Source organism: Paractinoplanes deccanensis (assembly GCF_016862115.1).
Taxonomy (GTDB): Bacteria; Actinomycetota; Actinomycetes; order Mycobacteriales; family Micromonosporaceae; genus Actinoplanes; species Actinoplanes deccanensis.
The window spans coordinates 57,250-78,400 of the sequence record NZ_BOMI01000066.1 but is presented as its reverse complement, the minus strand read 5'-3'; the positions used below and the strand labels follow the sequence as shown (position 1 = coordinate 78,400).

17 protein-coding genes are annotated in these 21,151 nt (G+C 73.9%); 10 read left to right on the top strand and 7 right to left on the bottom strand.

The features are described from left to right. Positions 1–1,041 precede the first annotated feature (1,041 nt). Positions 1,042–2,367, top strand: a complete 1,326-nt coding sequence (locus tag Ade02nite_RS17875; RefSeq protein WP_203764158.1) for a tetratricopeptide repeat protein — start codon at positions 1,042–1,044, stop codon at positions 2,365–2,367. On the opposite strand, the gene Ade02nite_RS17870 is transcribed toward Ade02nite_RS17875, so the two are convergent. The 5 genes from Ade02nite_RS17870 to Ade02nite_RS17850 are packed head-to-tail and all read right to left on the bottom strand — an operon-like array spanning position 2,348 to position 7,750. After that, complete coding sequence (locus tag Ade02nite_RS17870; protein ID WP_203764155.1) at positions 2,348–3,406, bottom strand: GGDEF domain-containing protein; 1,059 nt, start codon at positions 3,404–3,406, stop codon at positions 2,348–2,350. The two genes, Ade02nite_RS17875 and Ade02nite_RS17870, sit on opposite strands and share 20 nt — an antisense overlap. A gap of 1 nt (position 3,407) precedes the next feature. After that, complete coding sequence (locus Ade02nite_RS17865) at positions 3,408–4,298, bottom strand: EamA family transporter (RefSeq protein WP_203764151.1); 891 nt, start codon at positions 4,296–4,298, stop codon at positions 3,408–3,410. A 46-nt stretch (positions 4,299–4,344) separates the two neighbouring features. Next, a complete protein-coding gene (locus Ade02nite_RS17860) occupies positions 4,345–5,529 on the bottom strand; it encodes an ABC transporter permease (protein ID WP_203764149.1) in 1,185 nt (394 codons plus the stop codon). Then, a complete protein-coding gene (locus Ade02nite_RS17855; protein WP_239168846.1) occupies positions 5,526–6,422 on the bottom strand; it encodes an ABC transporter ATP-binding protein in 897 nt (298 codons plus the stop codon). The genes Ade02nite_RS17860 and Ade02nite_RS17855 overlap by 4 nt, the downstream gene beginning before the upstream one ends. Further along, positions 6,419–7,750, bottom strand: a complete 1,332-nt coding sequence (locus tag Ade02nite_RS17850; protein ID WP_239168845.1) for an efflux RND transporter periplasmic adaptor subunit — start codon at positions 7,748–7,750, stop codon at positions 6,419–6,421. The genes Ade02nite_RS17855 and Ade02nite_RS17850 overlap by 4 nt, the downstream gene beginning before the upstream one ends. A gap of 93 nt (positions 7,751–7,843) precedes the next feature. Here Ade02nite_RS17850 and Ade02nite_RS17845 point away from each other — a divergent pair, with 93 nt between their 5' ends. Next, on the top strand, positions 7,844–8,020 hold the full coding sequence (locus tag Ade02nite_RS17845) for a hypothetical protein (RefSeq protein WP_203764147.1): 177 nt from the start codon (positions 7,844–7,846) through the stop codon (positions 8,018–8,020). 22 nt (positions 8,021–8,042) lie between these two features. On the opposite strand, the gene Ade02nite_RS17840 is transcribed toward Ade02nite_RS17845, so the two are convergent. Next, positions 8,043–8,798, bottom strand: coding sequence for a L,D-transpeptidase (locus Ade02nite_RS17840; protein WP_203764145.1), 756 nt, complete (start codon positions 8,796–8,798; stop codon positions 8,043–8,045). A 117-nt stretch (positions 8,799–8,915) separates the two neighbouring features. Next, positions 8,916–9,986 carry a CAP domain-containing protein gene (locus tag Ade02nite_RS17835; RefSeq protein ID WP_203764143.1) on the bottom strand — a complete coding sequence of 357 codons (1,071 nt, stop codon included), beginning with the start codon at positions 9,984–9,986 and terminating at the stop codon, positions 8,916–8,918. Between the two features lie 304 nt (positions 9,987–10,290). On the opposite strand from Ade02nite_RS17835, the gene Ade02nite_RS49335 reads away from it, so the two are divergent. Genes Ade02nite_RS49335 through Ade02nite_RS17795 form a run of 8 tightly spaced genes read left to right on the top strand, consistent with a single transcriptional unit; the run spans position 10,291 to position 21,151 of the window. Then, a complete protein-coding gene (locus Ade02nite_RS49335; protein WP_239168844.1) occupies positions 10,291–12,006 on the top strand; it encodes an acyltransferase family protein in 1,716 nt (571 codons plus the stop codon). Positions 12,007–12,055: 49 nt separating this feature from the next. After that, a complete protein-coding gene (locus Ade02nite_RS17825; RefSeq protein ID WP_203764140.1) occupies positions 12,056–12,550 on the top strand; it encodes a chemotaxis protein CheW in 495 nt (164 codons plus the stop codon). Continuing rightward, positions 12,547–13,917, top strand: coding sequence for a CheR family methyltransferase (locus tag Ade02nite_RS17820; RefSeq protein WP_239168843.1), 1,371 nt, complete (start codon positions 12,547–12,549; stop codon positions 13,915–13,917). Before Ade02nite_RS17825 ends, Ade02nite_RS17820 begins: the two co-directional genes overlap by 4 nt. Continuing rightward, positions 13,914–14,465: a chemotaxis protein CheW gene (locus Ade02nite_RS17815; RefSeq protein ID WP_203764137.1), complete on the top strand. Its 552-nt coding sequence runs from the start codon at positions 13,914–13,916 to the stop codon at positions 14,463–14,465. The genes Ade02nite_RS17820 and Ade02nite_RS17815 overlap by 4 nt, the downstream gene beginning before the upstream one ends. Beyond that, positions 14,462–15,934, top strand: a complete 1,473-nt coding sequence (locus Ade02nite_RS17810; RefSeq protein WP_239168842.1) for a methyl-accepting chemotaxis protein — start codon at positions 14,462–14,464, stop codon at positions 15,932–15,934. Before Ade02nite_RS17815 ends, Ade02nite_RS17810 begins: the two co-directional genes overlap by 4 nt. After that, on the top strand, positions 15,934–18,096 hold the full coding sequence (locus tag Ade02nite_RS17805; RefSeq protein WP_203764134.1) for a hybrid sensor histidine kinase/response regulator: 2,163 nt from the start codon (positions 15,934–15,936) through the stop codon (positions 18,094–18,096). The genes Ade02nite_RS17810 and Ade02nite_RS17805 overlap by 1 nt, the downstream gene beginning before the upstream one ends. Next, positions 18,093–19,157 carry a chemotaxis-specific protein-glutamate methyltransferase CheB gene (gene cheB / locus Ade02nite_RS17800; protein WP_203764132.1) on the top strand — a complete coding sequence of 355 codons (1,065 nt, stop codon included), beginning with the start codon at positions 18,093–18,095 and terminating at the stop codon, positions 19,155–19,157. The genes Ade02nite_RS17805 and cheB overlap by 4 nt, the downstream gene beginning before the upstream one ends. After that, positions 19,154–21,151 (top strand): response regulator, encoded by a 1,998-nt coding sequence (locus Ade02nite_RS17795; protein WP_203764128.1) that lies wholly within the window; start codon positions 19,154–19,156, stop codon positions 21,149–21,151. The genes cheB and Ade02nite_RS17795 overlap by 4 nt, the downstream gene beginning before the upstream one ends.

Here is a 21,151-nt window from a genome sequence, read left to right as displayed (position 1 = left end):
GGCTATGCGACCTCGGCACCCAACGGCGCAACCTCGGCACCCAGCGACCCCGGCACGACGCTCGGCCCCACGGCCGCGGCCGCCTACGGCCCTGTCACGGCACCTGGCGGCACTGCCCTGCCGCCCCACGGCGCCCAGGCTGCCGGCGGCGCGGCGCCGACAACCGCGCCCGTGACGCCGGCCGGCGAAAGGCCGGTGCCCGGCGGACCGATCGCGCCGTCCTCGGTCACACACGACGGTCGGGGGCCGGCAACCCACCGGCCCACGTCGCTCACCCCGGGGTCGGCGAACCCGGAAGCGGTAGCGCCCACATCACCGGCCAGTCCCGCGGAATGGCCCCTGCCGCCGGCGCCCTACGGCCCGGACCACAGCGCATCTCCCACGTCGGGTCATGTGTCGCCCGGCCAGGCCGCGACCCCGGACCAAGCGATCCCGGGCCAAGCGATCCCGGGCCAAGCCACCCCCGGCCAAGCGACCCCGTCGGCCCACACCACCTCGCCCAACCACAGCACCCCACCGGGCAGCAGCACCCCGCCCAATCACAACACCCTGCCGAGCCGCACCACCCCGCAGAACCACACCGCCCCGCAGAACCACACCGCCCCGCAGAACCACACCGCCCCGCAGAACCACACCGCCCCGCCAAGCCACACCGCCCCGCCAAGCCACAGCGCCCCGCAGAACCACGGCGCCCCCGGCCAGGCCCACCCCGCCGCGCCCGGCCGGCTCACCACACCCGGCCAGGACGGCACGCCAGGCCAAAGCCTCAGGCCGAGCCAGCCGAGGCAGCCGAGCCAGCCGAGCCAGCCTGTCGCACCGGCAGGCCACGCGGCGCCCGCACCGGCGGCACAGCCCGGCGGAGCGGCTGAGGCACAGACCGTCGCCGGCGGAGGACACCGACCCGGCACGGCAGCCGCCAGTCCCGGCGCGCCCCGCCCCGCCTCGCTCGACGAAGCGGGTGGGCAGCCCACCGCTCCGGGACGGCCCACGTCGCTCGCGTCCGCGCCGGTCAGCGCGCCCGCCGGCGGCCGGGCGAGGGGCGTGCCCGCCCAGCGGCCGCCGGTGGACAGTCCGGCGCCGCAGTCTTCCGCGCCCGCCGGCGCCCCGCCCTCGGCCGGGCCCGAGGGTGAGTCGCCGGCGCGGCACGCCGGGCCGGCCCGGTCGGCGGAGGAGGAGCAGCGCGCGGCCGAGAAGCCGGGTGAGCAGCGGCTGGGGGCGCACGCGGCGCCGTACATGGATGCGGACGGGACGCTGCACAACCTGCGGCCGATCGCGCGTCTCGACGTGTCGGGGCCGGATACGCCGGCCGCGCGGCCGGCGGACACGGAGTTCGGCGGCAAGTGGTTCGCCGCCAAGCCGGACACCGCAGACAAAAACGAGAAAGCGGACGCCGAAAAGGCAACGGAAGCGACACCGCGCCCGTCCCGGGTGAACGATCGGGTCGTCATCGACTTCGACGTCACGGGACTGTTCCAGGCCATGGCCCGCGCAAACGGCCAAGAAACGGCACAGCCGCCCCTGGAACAGCACGAGGCGGACACTCCGGAAGCCGACGACAGTGACGGCCCGCCCACCATGGACGCGGAGGCCGTACGGCAGAAGATCGAACGCCGGATGCTCGCCGAGGCCGCGGAACGGAAGCAGGCGGCCGAGATCACGCCCGAGCCCGCCCGGCCCACGCTGTCCGCGGCCGACCTGGAGGCGATCCGCTGGCGGCTCGACGGCGGCACCCTGCGGGAGGTCGTCGAGGACCGGGACGCTCTGCGCGCGCTCGGCGAGAAGCTCGACGGCCCGCTCGCCGACGAGGTCGACAACGTCGCCAAGGCCGGGCTGCTGAGCGTACGAGCCGAGGTCTATCGCCTGCTCGGCGAGCTGGGCATGGCCGCCGCGGCGAGCCGGCTGGCGCTGGCGCACGCCGAGTCGGCCCGGGACCTTCAGTCGATGGTGATCGCTCAGGCGGAGCTGGCGCACATCCTGCGGTTGCGCGGCGACTTCAAGGAGGCGGACCGGCTCTTCGCCAAGGCCACGGGCGACGAGGTGCCCGAGGCGTTGCGCAGCGTCGTGCACGAGAACGCCGGGCGCAGCTGCTTCGACCAGGGGCGGCACATGGAGGCGCTGGATCACTTCGCCAAGGCCGTACGCCTGGGTGGGCCGGACGACAGCGAGCTGGCCGCGCGGGTGGGTGTGTGCCTGGAGGCCGTCTACATCCACGTGCTGCGCGACGGCTGGGGCCCGTACCCCCGCCGCAGGGAGGACATCCTCGGCGTCGGCACTCCCGCGGAGCAGGCGCCGGCGGCGAAAGGCGAACCGGACGCGTTCGACGAGCCCACGGCCGAGCAGCCGGTGGTCAGGCCTCGACCGAGCTAGGCACCCGGTCCACGTTCTGCCGTGGGGCCGGCGGATGCGCCACCGCCGTCCGTCCCCGGCCGCCCGCCTTGGCCTCGTACAGGGCCGTGTCCGACGCCGTGATCAGCTCCTCGGCCGTGCCCGCGTGGTCGGGCAGCAGCGCGATGCCGATGCTGAGCCCGGGGGTGCCGCCGGGCAGGCCGCTGCTCTCGTCCAGGGCCGTGCGCACGTCGTCGGCGGCCCGGCGCGCCTCCATGCGGTCGGTGCGCAGCAGCATCACGAACTCGTCGCCGCCGAGCCGGGCCACTACGTCGTCGGGGCCGCGGGCCACCGCGCGCAGGGCCGCCGCCACCTGCTGGAGGGCCTGGTCGCCGACCGCGTGCCCCCAGGTGTCGTTGATCTTCTTGAAGTAGTCGATGTCGACAGTGAGCAGGGCGAGCGAGCCCTCCGTACGATGCGCCCAGGCCACCGCCCGGGTGATCTCGCCGTCGAAACAGCGGCGGTTGGCCACGCCGGTCAGCGGGTCGGCGAGCGCCTGCGTCTCCAGCACCTCGCGCAGCGTGTCGTTGCGCCGGCGCAGGCTGAAGACGACCACCATGGTCAGGCCGAACGCCACGGTCAGCGAGAACCAGTCGGAGAGGGCGTGCGCGGTGTCGAGCACCCGGAAGGCCACCGAGGCGTGCGCGGCCGAGATCGTCGCGAGCGTGACACCCATGAGGCGCCTGCTCAGGAAGTTGGCCGAGTAGAGGACCGGCCACAGGTAGAACAGCTGCGCGCCGGTGCTGGCGTCGTTCGACAGCTGGTTGAGCGTCGTGATCAGCGTGGTCGCGAAGAACGGCGCTATCAGCCACCACCCGTGCGGGACCTTCTCGGGGCGGCGCAGGCACATGAGGCCGCCGACGACCAGGAACATGCAGACGACGACGGTGGTGACGACCCAGCCGAGCGGGCGCGAGTCGGGCAGCACGACGCAGGTGACGAAGTTGGCGGGCGCGGCGGCGAGCATCAGATACGCGACGCTGCGGGCGGCGCCCGGCTTGTCGCGAATCGTGAACGGCAACCTACGTCCTCCTCGTGTCCCCTGACCCTTCGGCGAGGACCACTTCTTTCTGAGCCTTCTCCCGCCGGGCCAGCGTGACCCCGGCGCTCGCGAAGGTGACCAGCACCAACGCTACGATCTCGGCGCCACCGAGCCGCTGACCGAGGATGATCAGGCCGGCGACGGCCGCGGCGGCGGGTTCCAGGCTCATCAGGATCCCGAAGACCCGGGTGGGGATCTTGCGCAGGGCGTGAATCTCCAGGCCATATGACAGTACGGACGAGAGCACCGCGACAGCAGTGGCGGCGATCAGCAGCGACGGGTGCTCGACGACCCCGGCCGCGCCCCCGGCGCCGAAGGGCAGCGCGATGAGCGCGGCGACCGAGAGCGACACCGCGAGGCCACCGGTTCCGGGCACGAGGCTGCCGAGGCGGGCGCTGCACACGATGTATCCGGCCCAGAAGAGCCCGGCGAGGAAGGCGAGCAGCAGGCCGCCGAGCGGAGCCGTACCGCCGCCGTCCAGGCCGAGCAGCGCGACACCGGCGGCCGCCATGAGCGCCCACAAAAGGTCGATCAAGCGCCGGGTCTGCACGAGCGCGAGCAGCAGTGGCCCGAGGAACTCGACGGTGACCGCGATGCCCAGCGGCACGGTCCTGATCGACTGATAGAAGATCAGGTTCATGCCGGCCATGACGACGCCGAGCAGCGCGGCGGCCAGCCACGCGGACCGGCTCCACGAGCGCACCCGGGGCCGGGCGACGGCGGCGAGGATGATCGCGGCGAGGGCCAGCCGCAGCAGGGTGACGCCGTTCGCGCCGAGGTCGTCGAAGAGGCCGTGCGCGATCGAGCTGCCCACCTGCACCGAGGCGATCGCCGTGAGGACGAGCAGGGGCGCCGGCGGTTCGCGTCTCATGACAGTGAGCCTCCCCGACGGCTCCGGCGGCCCCGCGGCGCCGGGGTCACTCTGTGCGCAAGGCGACAACCGGGTCGAGCCGGCCGGCCCGCTGCGCCGGGACGACGCCGAAGATGATGCCCACGGCGGCCGACACGCCGAAGGCGAGCGCGAGCGACCACCAGGTGATGGCCGCCGGCACGGGCGACAGACGGTCGACGATCAAGGCGGCCGAGATTCCCAGACCCATGCCGAGTACGCCGCCCAGCGTCGTCAGGAGCACGGCCTCCAGCAGGAACTGCACGCCGATGTCGCGCGGCCGGGCACCGACGGCCTTGCGCAGGCCGATCTCCTTGGTTCGTTCGCGCACCGAAACCAGCATGATGTTGGAGACGCCGACGCCGCCGACCAGCAGGCTGATCCCGGCGATCGCGGCGAGCACACCGGTGAGCACGCCGAGGATGTCGCCGAGCACGCCGAGGATCTGCTCCTGGGTGACCGCGCTGAAGTCGGTGTCGGGATGCCGGTCGGTCAGCGCCGCGACGACCGCCGAGCCGAGCGCGTCGATCCGTTCCCGGTCGGGCGCGCGGATCGCCAGCCCGTCGATGCGGTCGGTGCCGAGCAGCCGCTGCGCCGCGGTGACCGGCACGTGCACCTCGCTGTCGCGGTCGACGCCAAGGCTCTGCCCGAGCCGCTCGAACGTGCCGATCACCCGGAACCGCACGCCGCCGATCGTGATCTGCCGCCCGATCGGGTCCCGTTCGCCGAACAGCGTGCTCGCCACCCCGGCCCCCAGCACGGCGACGCGGCGCCCGGTGGTGACATCGGTGCGGGTGAGATAGCTGCCCCGGTCGAGCCGCCGGACGAAGACGGTGGGCGTGGTCTCGAGAACCCCCTGCATGCTCGCGAAGGCGGACTGCGACCCGGCCCGGACCGTCTCCCCCGAGCTGATCGTGACGGCGACCCGGTCCCGGTCGCCGACGACCCGCGTGACGGCGTCGACGTCGTCCATGGTCAGCGTCGAGGCGGTCGGCGCGGCGCCGGGGTCCAGCCGCCCGGGCACGACGAGCAGCAGGTTGGAGCCGAGCCCCTCGACCTGCTGCTCGATCTGCCGTTTGGTGCCGGTGCCGATCGCCACGAGCGCCACGACGGCCGCGACCCCGATGACCACGCCGAGCATGGTGAGCACACTGCGCAGCCGGTTGGCCCGCAGAGCGTCGAGCGCCACCCGCCACGCCTCGGCCAGCCTCACGAGCGAGTCCCCTCAAATCCCGCCGTGCCGGATAAATCGGGTGGCGGGGTAGGCGAGGGAGATGTCGGCGGGGACGGGGACGGCGAGGTCGGGATCGGCGAGAGGGAGGGTGGCGCCGGTGAGGGAGAGGCGTGCGAGGGGGAGGTGGGCGACGGCGAGAGGGAGGCAGACGACGAGGGGGACGTGGGCGACGGCGAGGCGGCCGAAGGCGGGACGATCAGGCCGTCGCGCATGGTGATCTGGCGGTGGGCCCGGGCGGCCACGTCCTTGTCGTGGGTGACCAGGACCACGGCGACGCCGTCGGCGTTCAGGGACTCCAGGAGGGTGAGGACGGACTGGCCGGTGGCCGAGTCGAGGTTGCCGGTGGGCTCGTCGGCCAGCAGGACGGACGGGCCGGTGACCAGGGCCCGGGCGATCGCCACGCGCTGCTGCTCGCCGCCGGACATCTGGTTGGGGCGGTGGTCGAGGCGGTGGGCGAGGCCGACGCGTTCGAGCATCTCGGCGGCGCGGGCCCGGCGCTCTCGGCGGCCGGCGCCCCGGTAGACGAGGGGCAGCGCCACGTTGTCGCGGGCCGTGGTGCGGGCCAGCAGGTGGAACGACTGGAAGACGAAGCCGATCACCTCGTTGCGCAGCCGGGCCATCTCGGCGGGGTTGAGCGTCGACACGTCGCGGCCGCCGATGAGCAGGGTGCCGCCGCTGGGGCGGTCGAGGCCGCCGAGCAGGTGCATGAGGGTCGACTTGCCCGAGCCGGAGGTGCCCACGATCGCCACGTAGTCGGTCGGCGCGACGGTCAGCGACACCCCGCGCAGCGCCGGCACGGAGACCCCGTCGAGGTCGTACGTGCGACTGACGTTGTCGGCGACGATGGCCGGCGCGGTGAAGGACCCGGTCACGGCGCTCTGTCGCCGGGCTGGATCTCGTCGGCGCCCGAGACGGCGATCCGCTGGCCGGCGTCGAGGCCCTCGGTGACCTGCACGACGTCCTCGCCCTGCACGCCGAGCGTGACCGGCACGCGCTCGTAGCGGTCGCCGCGCACCGCCCAGACCGTGTCCTGGCCGTCCACGCTGATGATCGCCGAGGCGGGCACCGTGACCGCGTCCGTCGCCTCGCGCACCTCGAGGCGCACCACCGCGCTCATCCCCGGGCGCGGCGTCGGCGCCGGGGCACCGTCGGCGGTCTCGCCGCCGGAGAGGTCGAGCCTCACCTTGTACGAGACGCCGCCGCGCGCCGACGTGGTCGGGAGCAGGTCGATCGAGCGCACCTTCGCCCGGTAGGTGGCGCCGGACGCCGCGTCGAGCTCGACGGTCGCCGCGGTGTCCTCCTTGACCAGCAGGACGTCCGTCTCGTCGACCTCGGCGGTCAGCCCGAGGCGGCTCACGTCGACGACGGTGAGGATCGGCGTGCCCGCGGCGACGTACCCCCCGCGCGGGACCGCCTCGTCGACGCCGGGCAGGGAGCCGCCCGCGGACGACGAGGACGTGGCGGCGCCCGCCCCGGCGGACAGGAGGTCGGTGAGCGAGCCCCCTCCCCCGGCCACCCCGCCGAGCTGCACCACACCGGCGACCGGCGCCCGCACGGTGAGCGCGTCGACGGCCGCGTCCGCCAGCTCGTACGCCTGCTGGGCCTGCAGCCGCTGCGCGGAGGAGAGCGAGTTGACCGCGTCACCGAGCGACGCCACACCCTGCTCGACCGAGCGCAGGGCCGCGGCCGCCGCCGAGGAGGCCACGTTGTACTGGCGCTTCGCGGAGTCCACCTGCTGCAACAGCGCCTGGCGCAGGGCCGGGTCGGTGATCCGGGCCGCGGCCTCCCGGGCATCCTTGTACGCCTTTTCGGCGTTCGTGTCGGTCTGATGGCGTACGGCCGAGAAAGCGGAGGAATCACCCACCGTGACCTGACCGCCGGAGCTCTCGTCGAGCGCCCGTTCCGCGGAACGGCGCCGGGCCTCCAGCTCGGGTGAGTCGATCACGGCGACGACCTGGCCGCGGGAGACGCGCTGGCCGGACTCGACCCGCAGCTCCGCCAGGGTGCCGGCGGCGGGAGCGCTGACGGTGGCGGCGGCGCGCGCGGTCACCGCGCCGGGTGCCTCAACGATCTCGGCCACTGTGCCGCGGGTCGCCTGACCGAGACTGACCCCACTTTTGTCGTCGCCGCACGAGGCGGCCGTCGAGGAGACCAGGAAGATCACCGCTACGGCGATCACCAGGGGGCGGGAGCGGGACACGCACGCCACTCTATGCCGAAGCGGGAGATGAACCGTCCGTGCCGCCGGATCCGTAAAGAACGGAGCACCGCCGACGATGAACAAGGGGTGGAAATGATTAGCGCCGACGAGCTGACCGTCGTGCATCACGATGACACGGTGAGCCGGTTCACCGACGTGCGGTACACGCTGAACCGCGACGGCCTCTGGCTGGTCACGGCCGGTGGCGTCGAGCGTCATTTCGCGCCCAACGAGGTGCTCACCACGCATGCGCGGAGGCGGGCCGCCTGACGCGGCCCGCCTCAGCATCACCTCAGGTGCCGGGGCGGCGGCCGAAGGTCTTGACCGTCATCCCGATCTTGCCGACGCTGTAGTACGCCTTGGCGTCGAGCGGCAGCAGGTTGACGCAGCCGTGCGAGCCGCGCCACTTGTCGTGGATGTACGTGGTGGTCTGGTGGAAGCCCATCCCACCCTTGAACCGCTGCCAGTAGGGCAGCCAGACCTCGTACGGGTCCGACCACTCCTTGACCGTCCGCTTGTTGATCTTGAAGGTGCCGGCCGGCGTGCGGTAGCCCTTCATGCCCGTGCGGACGACGGTGAACGGCGTGATGCGCTTGCCGTTCTTCATCACCCACGCGGTCTGGCGGGTGAGGTTCACGCAGAACGTGACCCCGGTCTTCTTGGCCTTGCAGTCGGCGACCTTGGTGCCCGCGAGGCGCATGACCACGTCGTAGGTGGTCGGGCCCGCGAGACCCTGTGCCGGCCGAATGCCGTACCGCTGCTGGAACTTCTTGATGTTGGCGCAGTCGGTCGCGGACTGCTTGCCGTCGACCGTCATCTTGCCGAAGCCGCCGAGCTTGTTGAGCAGGATCTCGACGGACTTCTGATACTTACCGGTCGCGCAGCCAGCGGCTGCGGCCTTGGTCACCACGACCGCGGCGGCAGGCTTGCTCACCGCGGCGCCGGCTCCGGCCGGTGACAGTGCCACGGCACCGAGACCCCCGCCGACCAGGACCGCGATCGCGGTCCCGGTGAGGCGGGCGGCCACCCGTCTCACTCCCAATGTCATTCCTCCCCAGGAATTTGTGTGCGCACATCGAAGCACAGATGCGCGAACCAAAGATCCCGGGGAAGGAGCGTGGCGCGAAACCGGTATGTGGTTAGGAGTTCAAAAAGGACATTAGACCTATTCCATCGGCGTGGCGAAGTCCTGGACCCAGTACGGGGTGCGGTCGCGCGCGATCGCGAGGCCGAGCCCCATCTCGTGCAGGCCGCAGTCGAGGATGTTCTCGCGGTGCACCGGGCTGTGCATCCAGCCGTCGACCACCTCCCACGCGCTGTCCGCGCCGCGGGCGATGTTCTCGCCGTAGCGCTTCCAGTCGTAGCCCGTGCGGCTCACCCGGTCGCCGGCGTTGTCCCCGTTGGGCGAGTCGTGCTCGAAGTAGTCGCGCCGGGCCATGTCGGCGGCGTGCCGGTTGGCCGCCTCGATCAGGCGCCGGTCCAGCCGCAGCGCGTCGCACCCGGCCCGGCGGCGGTTCTGGTTCACCAGGATCAGGACCTTCTGCTGCACGGGCGCCGCGGGGTTCCCGGAGACGTCGGCCGCGGTGACGTTGCGCCGGGCGGCGTCGAGGAACGCGGCGCCCGGCTGGGCCTGCTGCCGCTGGGCCGCCGGGCGCTGACCGCCGGGCCCCTGGGCGCCGGGCCGCTCCGCCTGCGGACGCTGTGCGCCGGGCCGCTGCGCCGCGGGCCGCTGCGCCGCCGGGCGCTGCCCCGCCGGATCCTGGGCCGCGAGCCCCGCAGCCGCCACGCCCGGGGCCGCCACGCCGGGGGCCACGGCCGCCGGAGCGCCCGGGCCAGGGGCCGCCCCGCCCGGCCCCTGGCCCGCCGGCGCCTGACCGGCCGGCGCCTGGCCGAACGCCGGCCGCTGGTGGCCGGGCCCCGGCGCGAACCCCGGACGCCCGGCACCGTGCATATCGGAATCGCCCGAATCGTCGTTATCGGCGATCGAGTTGCCGTCGCCCCCTACGGTCGAGCGGTCGCCGGGGTCGCGGTCCGCCGCGAAGCCGCCGTCCACATCTGAACGGCCGTCACCGGAGAGGTCCGAGCCGCCCCCTCCGAAGAACGGCCACCCCGGGAAGAACCCGCCCCAGCCCTGCGTGTCCGGCCTCTCGTCGGCATCCGCGGAGGTCGCCGCCACTCCGCCCGCGAGCAACAGTGCCGACGCCGCCGCGCAGACCACCACCAGAGGTTTCCGCATGCCCCGTAGTCCCCATCGATCCGTGGGCGCCCGTCCCGACCGGGGCGCCGTTCGCCCGGGATCAACGTCACGACCCGGCCACGGTCACTGACGACCTCGGCCGGGCACCTCGCCGCCGGATCCGCGCGAAGGGTTCCACAAGGCGGCCTGAGCTGGAAGAACTCCTCGCGGGAGGGGAGCGATGGCATCGCACAAGCGCACAGACAAACCGGACAGTTCATTCGTACGGGGTAAGCCCGAGAGGTCGTCTTGGCAACCGGCCGGACGGTCCCGCCACAGTGGCCGGACTGGCAACCTCGTCGCGGTGCGCAACCGATACCTGGATCTTCTCCGTGCCGCCGCGATCGTCCGGGTGATCGTGTACCACCTCTACGGCTGGCCGTGGCTGTCCATCGTCCTCCCCGCGATGGGCGTCATGTTCGCGCTGGCCGGCTCGCTCACCGCCGCCTCGCTGGACAAGCGCGCGGCGGGCGAGGTGGTCACGTCACGGCTCCGCCGCCTGCTGCCGCCGCTGTGGCTGCTCGGGCTCGTCGCCGTGCCGGTCATGCTCGTGACCGGGTGGGCACAGGAGACCGACAACGCCCATCCGTTCAGCGTGCCGCGGCTGCTCTTCTGGCTCGTGCCGATCGGCGACCCGCCCGGCAGCGACCAGGCGCTCGACGCGTGGGAGCCGCTCTGGTACATCCGCGCCTACCTGTGGTTCGTGCTGCTCTCGCCGGTGCTGTACGCCCTCTACCGCAAGGCCGGCTGGGCGGCGGTGGCGCTGCCGCTGCTGATCATGGCGGTGCTGGACGTCACCGGCATCGGCTTCCCCGAGACCGCCGACGCGGCGCTGTGGGACTTCGTCACCTACGGCGCGTGCTGGATCGCCGGCTTCGCCCACCACGACGGCCGCCTGGCGCGCGTGCGGCCGTGGATCGCCGCACCGATCGCGCTGGCACTGGCGGCGGGCGCGTACTACTTCCTGCGCGACGCCGGGACGTACGACCTCAACGACGTCTCCGAGTCGCAGGCGCTGTGGTCGCTGGCGTTCGTGCTGATCGCGCTCCGCTGGCAGCCGCCGATGGGCTGGCTGCCCCGCGTCAAGCCGCTCGACCATGCGGTGACCCTGGTGAACAACCGGGCCGTCACCATCTATCTCTGGCACAACATCGCGATCGCCGCGGTCTGGCCGGTCCTGACCTTCCTGGCCCTGGACGACCTGGGCGACCGCATGGGCGAGGCGGGCGACCTGCTCACCGCCCTGGCTCTGACCGCGCTGGCGGTGCTCGCCTTCGGCTGGGTCGAGGACCTGGCCGCGAAGCGCCGGCCGCGCCTCTGGCCGACCTCCAACGCGCCCCGCGACCGCACCCACGCCACGACGGCCACAGCGGCACCCGGGACCGGGACCGGCACGGCCGGAGGCACCACGGCACGGGGCGGCACGCAGGGCGGCGGTCGGCAAGGCGGCAGCACGCAGGGGGCCGGCGCGCCCGGCAGCGGCGCCGGGACAACCGAGCCGGCCACCACCATGCTCGCCGTCCCGGGCGCCGAGTCCCGCGCCGCCCGGATCAGCGGCACGGTCTCCGCATTGGCCGGCCGCACGCTGCCCCGCAAGCAGAGCGCCGCCGCGGCGATGCACCGCCTGCCCGCCGATTGGCCCCCCATCCCCCGCGACGCCACCACGCCCGAGCCCGCACAGCAGCCAGCCGAAGCCACACCGCAGCCAGCCTCCCCGCCGCAGGCAGGTCCGGGGCAGCAGACGACACCGCTTCCGCAAGCGGACCCCGGGCAGCAGACGGCACCACCGCGGCCGACGGCCCCGGAGCCCCGATCGGGAACCGCCCCGGAGACGCCGGGCCCCGCCGCCGCGGACGGTCCCGGCGACTCCGGGCTCCCCGTGGCCGGCCGCCGCGCCGACGGCGGCGACCCGGGCGCCCGGCCCACCCTCCCGGACGGCTTCGGCGTCTCGCGGGAGGCCCGCGAATCCGGCCCCGAGGACGCCACGGAGTGGTTCAGCACGCGGCACCGCACCGACTGACCCGAGGAATCCTCGGAAATGACGGATGAATCACTACTAATCTGACGGAATGCGGCAGTACGGACAGGCGCCGGTGCTCTCGTCGGAGGAGGGCGCCGGGGTCGCGGCGCTCGTCTTCCGGGCCGGCCCCCTGCTCTGTGCGCTGCGGCTGGACGAGGTCATCGAGACCATGCGGCCGCTCGAGACGCGGCCGCTGGCGGGGACGCCGGCGTTCGTGCGCGGGATCAGCGTGCTGCGCGGCGTGCCCACCCCGGTGATCGACGTGTCGCGGCTGCTGGGCGGCGGGTCGGCGGAGCCCGAGCGATACATCGCGGTGCGCACCGACCGGGGCGCCGTGGCGTTCGGCACCGGGCCGGTGCTCGGCGTGCGCGAGGTCGACGCCGAGCCGTCGGGCGGGCATCCGGCGCTGCTCGGCGGCGGCAACAGTCGGCTGGTCGCCGGGGTCGGCACGTACGGCGCCGAGCCCCTGCTGCTCCTGCAGAGCATGCGGGCGGTGCCGGACGACGTCTGGGAAGCCGCCGCGGCGGCGGGCGCGGCGCCGTGATCGGGCCGGCGCAGCTCGCCCGCTTCCGCGACGCGCTCGCCCGTCGGCTCGGCTGGACCTTCGCCGACAACGACGCCGAGCAGCTCGCCGGCACGTTGCGGGACCGGGCCGCGGCGCGCGCCATGACCAGCGACGCGTACCTCGACCGGCTCGCCGCCCGGCCGTGGCCCGACGAGCTGTCCGTGCTCATCGAGCGGCTCAGCATCACCGAGACCTACTTCTTCCGCCACGGCGAGCAGTTCCGGGCGCTGCGCGACGAGGCGCTGCCCGAGCTGGTGGCCGCCCGGCGCGGCCAGCGGGTGCTGCGGATGCTCTCGGTGGCCTGCTCCTCGGGCGAGGAGGCGTACTCGCTGGCGATCACCGCCCGCACGGTCCAGCCGGCCGCCGACTGGATCATCGACGTGACCGGGATCGACGCGAACCCCGCGGTGCTGCACAAGGCCGAGGCCGGCCGCTACTCGGCGTGGTCGCTGCGGGAGACGCCCGAGGACGTGCGCCGCAAGTGGTTCCGGCCGGACGACGGCGGTGGCTACCGGATCGCCGACGAGGCCCGGCGGCTCGTGCGGTTCCGCCGGCACAACGTGGCCGATCCCGACGACAGTCTCTGGGCCACCGGCCGCTACGACGTCATCTTCTGCCGGAACCTGCTGATGTACCTCACCCCGGAGGTCGTCTCGGCGCTGGTCGAGCGGATGTCCCGGGCGCTGGCGCCGGGCGGGTTCCTCTTCCTCGGGCACACCGACTCGCTCGGGGCCACGTCCGACGGGCTCGATCTGCGCCAGAGCAACCACGCGTTCTACTACCGCAAGGCGGAGCGGAAGCCGATCGTCACGCCCGCGCCGCCCGCGACGGCGCCGCTGCCCGAGCCGCCGGCGGAACCGGACGCCGAGGCCGCGTACAACAAAGCCCTGGCCCTCTTGCAGCAGGAGCGGTTCACCGACGCGCTCGCCGCGATCGAGGGGCAGCAGGAGAGCCTGCTGCACGGCGTGCTGCTGGCCCAGTCGGGCCGCCTCGGCGAGGCCATCGCCCTGGCCCGCCGCCTCCTCGACGAGAACGGCCTCGACCCGGACGCCCATCAGCTCCTCGGCGTCTGCCTCGAGGGCGGCTCCGCGGTGGCCGAGGCGATCGGCGAGTACCGCCTCGCCGCGTACCTCGATCCCGGCTTCGCCCTCCCCCGCATGCGGCTCGGCCAGCTCGCCCGCCGCTCCGGCGACGAGCGGACCGCGGCCGGCGAGCTGGAACGCGCGCTCGACCTGCTGACCAAGGAGAAGGAAGAGCGGATCACCCTGTTCGGCGGCGGCTTCGGCCGGATCGCGCTGACCGTGGTGTGCCGCTCCGAGCTCGACGCCTGCGGGGTGCGGCCATGACCAAACCGATGGCCAAGGCGATCAGCCGGCGCGACCGGCTGCGCGCCGACTTCGACCGCTCGTTCGCCGAGCCGGTCCGCAGCCACGACACCGAGCACGTCGAGCTGCTGGTGATCCGGGCGGGCGGCCGCCCGTACGCGATCAGCCTCTCCCAGACCTCGGGCCTGCACCCGGACCGCCCCGTGACACCCCTGCCCGGCCCGCAGCCCGCCCTGCTGGGCCTCGCCGGCTTCGCGGGCCAGGTGGTGCCCGTCTACGACCTGGCCGCGCTGCTCGGCCACCCGGTCGGCGAGCGGCCGCGCTGGCTGGTGCTCGCCGCCGGCACCCCGGCGCTGGGCCTGGCGTTCCACGACCTCGACGGGCACGTGCGGGTCGCGAACGCCGACATCGTGCGGGAGGCGGACGACAGCGGGGCCACCGGGAGCGTGCGCGGCATGGTCGAGCTGCCCGGCGGCGTCCGGCCGATCATCGACGTGCCCGCCACCCGCGCCACCGTGCACGCGCTCACCGGACACGACCGAAGCAACGACGAGGAGGCCGCACGATGATGGCGGGACGCACCTTCGGCACCAAGCTGGCGGCCGGCTTCGGCCTGACGCTCTTGCTGACCCTGTTGATGACCGCGACGTCGGTGCTGGCGCTGCGCTACGTGCTGCACACCAAGGACGCGGTCATCGTCTCGGCGCGCGACAACCTGGCGGGCGCCGAGACGCTGAGCGCGCTGATGGAGTCGCGGATCGCCGACTACCGCGCCTACATGCTCTTCGGCACCGAGGAGTACCTCGACGCCACGAACGCCGACCGCACCAAGTTCCTGGCCAAGCTGGACTCACTGCGCGGCACGATCGAGAACCCGGCCTCGAAGGAGCTCCTCCAGGACATCGCCGACGCCGAGTCCACCCACGCTGCCGTCGTGTCCGGCCTGATGAGCCAGCGCTCGAAGATCACCAACCTGGCCAGCGTCGCGCAGCTCAGCGGCAGCGGCCAGGTGAAGACCGCCCGCGAGGCCGTGCAGAAGGCGATCGCCGACCTCATCGCCCAGGTGCAGAGCACGGTCAACACCAAGAGCGACGACGCCTCGGACCGGGCCACGCTGTCGATGATCTTCATCATCGTGATCGGCGCCCTGCTCATCGCCGGGGCGGCGGGCGTCTCCTGGAAGCTCAGCCGTGACCTGAAGCGCGAGGTCGGCGCCGCCGTCGGGCACATACAGAGCTCGTCCGCGCAGCTCGAGGCGGCCGCCGCGCAGCAGGCCGCGGGCGGCCGCGACCAGTCCAGCGCGATGAGCGAGATCACCACGACCATCAGCGAGCTGCTGATCACGTCGCGGCAGATCGCGGAGAGCGCCCAGCGCGTCTCCAAGGTGGCCGAGGAGACCGCGGAGGCGGCCCGCACCGGCGACGCCACGATCGACCAGACCCGCGCGTCGATCGCCGCGATCCGCACCCAGGTCGACCAGATCGTGCAGCACATGCTCGCGCTCGGCGAGAAGTCGCAGCAGATCGGCGGCGTCGTCGACCTCGTCTCGGAGCTGGCCGAGCAGACCAACATCCTGGCGATCAACGCGACCATCGAGGCGAGCGGCGCCGGCGAGTGGGGCCGCCGGTTCGCGGTCGTGGCCGAGGAGATCCGCAAGCTGGCCGACCGGACCGCCGCGTCCGCCAAGGAGATCCGCGCGCTGATCGAGGACGTGCGCGGCGCGGTGAACACCACTGTGATGGCCACCGAGATCGGCGCGAAGGCGGTGGACTCCGGCTCCCGGCAGTTCGACGACGCCACCAGCTCGTTCCGCCGCATCGTCTCGCTGGTCTCCACCACCAGCGACGCCACCCGCGAGATCGAGCTCTCCACCAAGCAGCAGACCACCGCGGTCGAGCAGGTCAACGTGGCCGCCTCCGACACCGCCCGGGTCACCCGCGAGACCGAGGCCAGCGCGGTGCAGACCAAACAGACGGCGGCCCACCTGAGCACGCTCTCCGGCGAGTTGCTGGACCTGGTCGGCACCGGGCGTCACTGATGGCCGACCGCGATCCGCTGCGCTACTTCCGGATCGAGGCCGCCGAGCTGGTCGACCAGATCAGCGCCGGCGTCCTCGACCTGGACCAGCAGCCGGGCACCGAGGTGGTGGCTCGGCTGCTGCGCTACGCGCACACGCTCAAGGGCGCGGCCCGCGTGGTCAAGCAGCCGGAGATCGCGGAACGGGCCCACGCGTTCGAGGAGGTGCTGGTCCCGCACCGCGACGACGACGCTCCCCTGCCGGCCGACGAGATGCGCGAGCTGCTGCGCCTCAACGACGAGATCGCCGGCCGGGTCGCCGCGCTCAATCAAAGTCAAGATCCCGAGGCGATCGTACGGGGCAGCCCCGCGCCCCAACCGCAGGTCCCGCCTCCCACGCCTCCCGAGCCCGCCGCGCTCCCGGCGCACGAGCCGGAACCCGCCGCGCCACCCGAGAAGCCCGGGCCGTCCGAGCGGCCCAGCGGCAGCGCCGCCGCCTCCGACGGCGGCACCCCGCCCGAGCGCGCCCCCACCGCCGACCTCGACGAGCTGCTCGACGCGATCGGCGAGGCCACCTCGCGCATCGCCCCGCTGCGCGAGGGCAGCCGCACGCTCGCCGGCATCCACCGCCGCGTCGAGACCCTCGGCGACCGCCTGCGCACCGGCCGCGTCGCCGTCTCGGACACCGTCGCCCGCAGCAGCGTGCAGCGCCTCGCCGCCGACCTGGGCGCCCTGGGACGCCGCCTGATCGACGCCGTCGACCAGGTCGAGCGCGAGCTCGACGAGGTGCGCGGCCGGGCCGAGGGCCTGCGCCTGGTGCCCGCCGGCACCATCTTCACCGCGCTGCGCCGGGCCGTGCGCGACGCCGCCGACGCCGAGGGCAAGCGGGTCCGCTTCCACACCACCGGCGCCGACGTGCGCATGGGCCCGCAGCTGCTCAACCAGGTCAGCGGCGCGTTCCTGCACGTGGTGCGCAACGCCGTCGTGCACGGCATCGAGCCGGCCGAGCAGCGCGTGGCCGCCGGCAAACCGGCCGAGGGGTCCGTGACGGTGCAGGTCAAGCGGCGCGGCAGGTGGGCCGAGTTCCGCTGCACCGACGACGGCCGCGGCTTCGACCTGGCCGCGCTGCGCCGCACCGCCCAGGACCGGGGCCTGCTCTCCCCCGGCGCCGCACCCGACCCGCGCACCCTGATCGACCTGGTGCTGCGCGGCGGCATCAGCACCTCGCCCTCGGTCACCGACGTCGCCGGCCGGGGCATCGGCATGGACGTGGCCCGCGACGTCGCCGACCAGCTCGGCGGCACCGTCTCGATAGACAACCGGCCCGGGCAGGGCGCCACCGTGCAGCTGGTCGTGCCGCTCACCCTGCTGAGCATGAACGGCCTGCTCGTCGAGACCGGCGAGCACACGGTCACCATGCCGCTCGACGCCGTCCGCCGCTGCGTGCGGCTCACCCCGGAGGAGACCGCCGCCGCGATGGACACCGGCCGGCTCGCCCACGAGGGCCGCGTGGTGCCGTTCCTGCCGCTCTGCCGCGCGCTGCGCCAGGACGCCGAGCTCACCGGCACCGGCGTGGCGATCGTGCTCACCGCCGACCGCGAGACCGCGGCGATCGGCGTCGACCGGCTCGCCGGCACCACCACCCTGGTCGCCCGCCCGCTGCCCGACCTCGCGCCCGCCGCGCCGGTGATCGGCAGTGTCTCGATCGACCTGGACGGCAACCCGCGCCTGGTGCTCGATCCGCACGGCCTGATCGCCGAGGCCCGCCAGGTGGGCCCGAAGAGCGCCGGCGCGGCCGCCGACACCGACCAGCGGCAGCTGCCGATCCTGGTGGTCGACGACTCGCTGACCACCAGGATGCTGGAGCGCAGCATCCTCGAGTCGGCCGGCTACGAGGTCGACCTGGCCGCCTCCGGCGAGGAGGGGCTGGAGCGGGCCCGCGCGCGCGAGTACGGGCTGATCCTCACCGACATCGACATGCCCGGCATCGACGGGTTCACCTTCGTCGCCGAGACCCGCGCCGACCCGCGACTGGCGCACGTCCCGGCGATCCTGGTCAGCTCGCGGGCCAGTGCGGAGGACCGCCGCCGCGGCAATGAGGTGGGCGCCTCCGCCTATGTGGTCAAGGGCGAGTTCAACCAGGAAGAGCTGCTGGCGCACATCCGGAGGCTGATCCTGCGATGATCCGAGTGCTGCTCGTGGAGGACTCCGCGACCATGCGCCACCACCTGCGCGAGTCGCTCGCCGCCGACCCGGAGCTCCAGGTGGTCGGCGAGGCGACCGACGGGGGCGACGCGGTCCGGCTGGTCGGCCGGCTGCGCCCCGACGTGGTGACCATGGACATGATGCTGCCGACGATGAGCGGCCTGGTCGCCACCGAGCACATCATGGCCGAGCATCCGACGCCGATCCTGGTGGTCTCGTCCGCCGATCGGCAGGAGCTGTTCAGCACCTACAACGCGCTCGCGGCCGGCGCGGTCGACGTGATGGAGAAGCCGCGCGGCGACGACAGCGACGCCGACTGGGGCCGTCGGCTGTGCCGGACCGTGCGGATGGTCTCCCGGATCCGGGTGATCACCCATCCGCGGGCGCGCCTCGACGGCCGCCCGCGCGGCGGGCTCACCCCCGAGCCGGCGCCGGCCGCGCCGCCGGTCGCCCAGTCGCTGCGCGTGGTCGCGCTGGGCGCCTCCACCGGCGGGCCGGGCGCGCTGACCGAGCTGCTGCGCGGGCTGCCGGCGGGGTTCCGCCCGCCGGTGCTCTGCGTGCAGCACATCGCGGCGAGCGAGCCCTTCGCGGTGGCGTTCTCCGACTGGCTGGCCGGGCAGACCGGGCGCGACGTCAGCTACGCGCACGACGGCACGCCGGTGGCCGCGATGGCGGGCCGGGTGGTGCTCGCCCCGCCCGACCGGCACCTCTCCGTGCGCGACGGCGTGCTGCGGCTCAGCCACGCCCCGCCGGTGCACTCGTGCCGCCCGTCGGTGGACGTGCTCTTCGACTCGATCGCCGCCGAGTACGGCGCGGGGGCGGCCGGGTGCCTGCTCACCGGGATGGGCCGCGACGGCGCCGAGGGCCTGCTGCGGATGCGCTCGCGCGGCGCGGTCACCTTCGCCCAGGACGAGGCGAGCTGCGTGGTGTACGGGATGCCGCGCGAGGCGGCGCTGCTCGGTGCGGCCGCCTTCGTCCTGCCCCCGGCCCGGATCGCCGCCCGGCTCGCCGACCTCCAGCCCACCGGGAGCCGGCGATGACCCGGCAGGTGCTGATCGTCGACGACAGCCTCACCGTGCGGATGGACCTGCACCACGCGTTCGAGGCGGACGGGTTCGCCACCCTGCTCTGCGCCACCGGGGCGGAGGCGCGCACCGCCTTCGTCACCGCGGAGTTCGACGTGGCGGTGCTCGACGTGATGCTGCCCGACGCCGACGGCCTGGAGCTGCTCACCGAGCTGCGCGGCATGCCGAGCCGGGCGGGCGTGGTCACCGTGCTGCTCTCCAGCGAGGACGAGGTCGCCGACCGGCTGGCCGGCCTGCGGATCGGCGCGGACGAGTACGTCGGCAAGCCGTACGACGCGGGCTACGTCGTCGCGCGCACCCGCCAGCTGCTCGGCGACGGCCCCACCCGCGCCGACGACCGCACCACGATCCTCGTCATCGACGACAGCATGACCTTCCGCGAGCAGCTGCGCGAGCTGCTCGAGGGCGAGGGCTACGCGGTGCTGACCGCGCCCAGCGGCGAGGAGGGCCTGCGCACGGCGGCCGACCGCCGGCCCCAGGCGATCATCGTCGACGGCGTGATGCCCGGCATCGACGGCGCCACGGTCATCCGCCGGGTGCGCCTCGACCCTGCGCTGCGCGACATCCCGTGCATCCTGATGACCGCCGCCGACGACTACGCCACCGAGCTCCAGATGCTCGACGCCGGCGCCGACGCGTTCGTCCGCAAGCAGCAGAACCTCGCGATCGTGCCGGCCAAGCTCAACGCCGTGCTGCGGCAGAGCGCCGAGCAGCTGCCGATCGAGGTCACCGGCAGCCTGCACGGCCCCAGCAAGGTGCTCGCGCTGACCCCCGACCGCGACCGGCTGGGCGACCTGGCGATGTCGCTGCGCGCCGACGGCTACGACGTGGTCCCGGTCTCGGCCACCGAGGACGCGCTGGACCTGCTCGCCGAGCAGCCGGTCGACTGCATCGTGCTGGGCCTCGGCCTCTCCGGCGACCTGGGGCGCGACGCCTGCCGCCGCATCAAGGAGGTGCCGGTGATCGGCGAGACCCCGGTGGTGATGACCGGCGCCAACGACGACGACATGCTGGCGTGCCTGGCGGCGGGCGCCGACGACTACGTGCGCACGGAGTCGGGCGCCGAGGCGCTGCGCGCGCACGTGCGCACCCAGATCCGCCGCAAGCAGTCGCACGACGAGAGCCGCCGCATCCGCGAGGAGCTGATGCGGCGCGAGCTCGACGCGGCCGAGGAGCGGGCGGCGCGGCAGCTCGCCGAGACCCGGGCGGCGCTGGTCGAGGAGCTGGAGTGGCGCAACCGCGAGCTGGAGGCCTTCTCCGGCTCGGTGTCGCACGACTTGCGCGGCCCGCTCCAGGTGATCAGCAGCTTCGCCGAGCACATGCTCGACGACGAGGACGACCCGCTGAGCCCGGAGTCCCGGCGCCGGCTGGGCCGCATCCAGGCGGCGGCGAGCCGGATGGCGGACCTGGTCGAGTCGCTGCTGATCCTGGCCCGGGCGAGCCGGGGCGAGCTGCGCCGGGCGCGGTTCGACATGACCACCACGGCCTGGGAGGTGATAGCCGAGGTGGAGGCCCGCAACCCGGACCGCAAGGTGAAGTTCACGGTGCACGAGGGCATGACCGCGGACGCCGACGAGGGCCTGGTCCGGGTCATCCTGGAGAACCTGATCAACAACGCGGTGAAGTTCACCCGCAAGGTCGAGCACCCCGCGGTCGAGATCGGCTGTGCGGCCGAGGGCTTCTACATCCGCGACAACGGCGCGGGCTTTCCGGCGGGCAAGGCGGGCGAGCTGTTCCGCCCGTTCGCCCGCCTGCACAACGCCGAGGACTTCCCGGGCACCGGCATCGGCCTGACGACGGTGCACCGCGCGGTGGAGCGCCACGGCGGCGACATCTGGGCCGAGGGCGAGAACGGCCGGGGCGCCACCTTCTGGTTCACCCTGCCGCCGGCCGGCACGGCCGAGTCCCCGGGAGCGGAACGCCGGGCACAGGCCCGGCGTTCCGGTTAG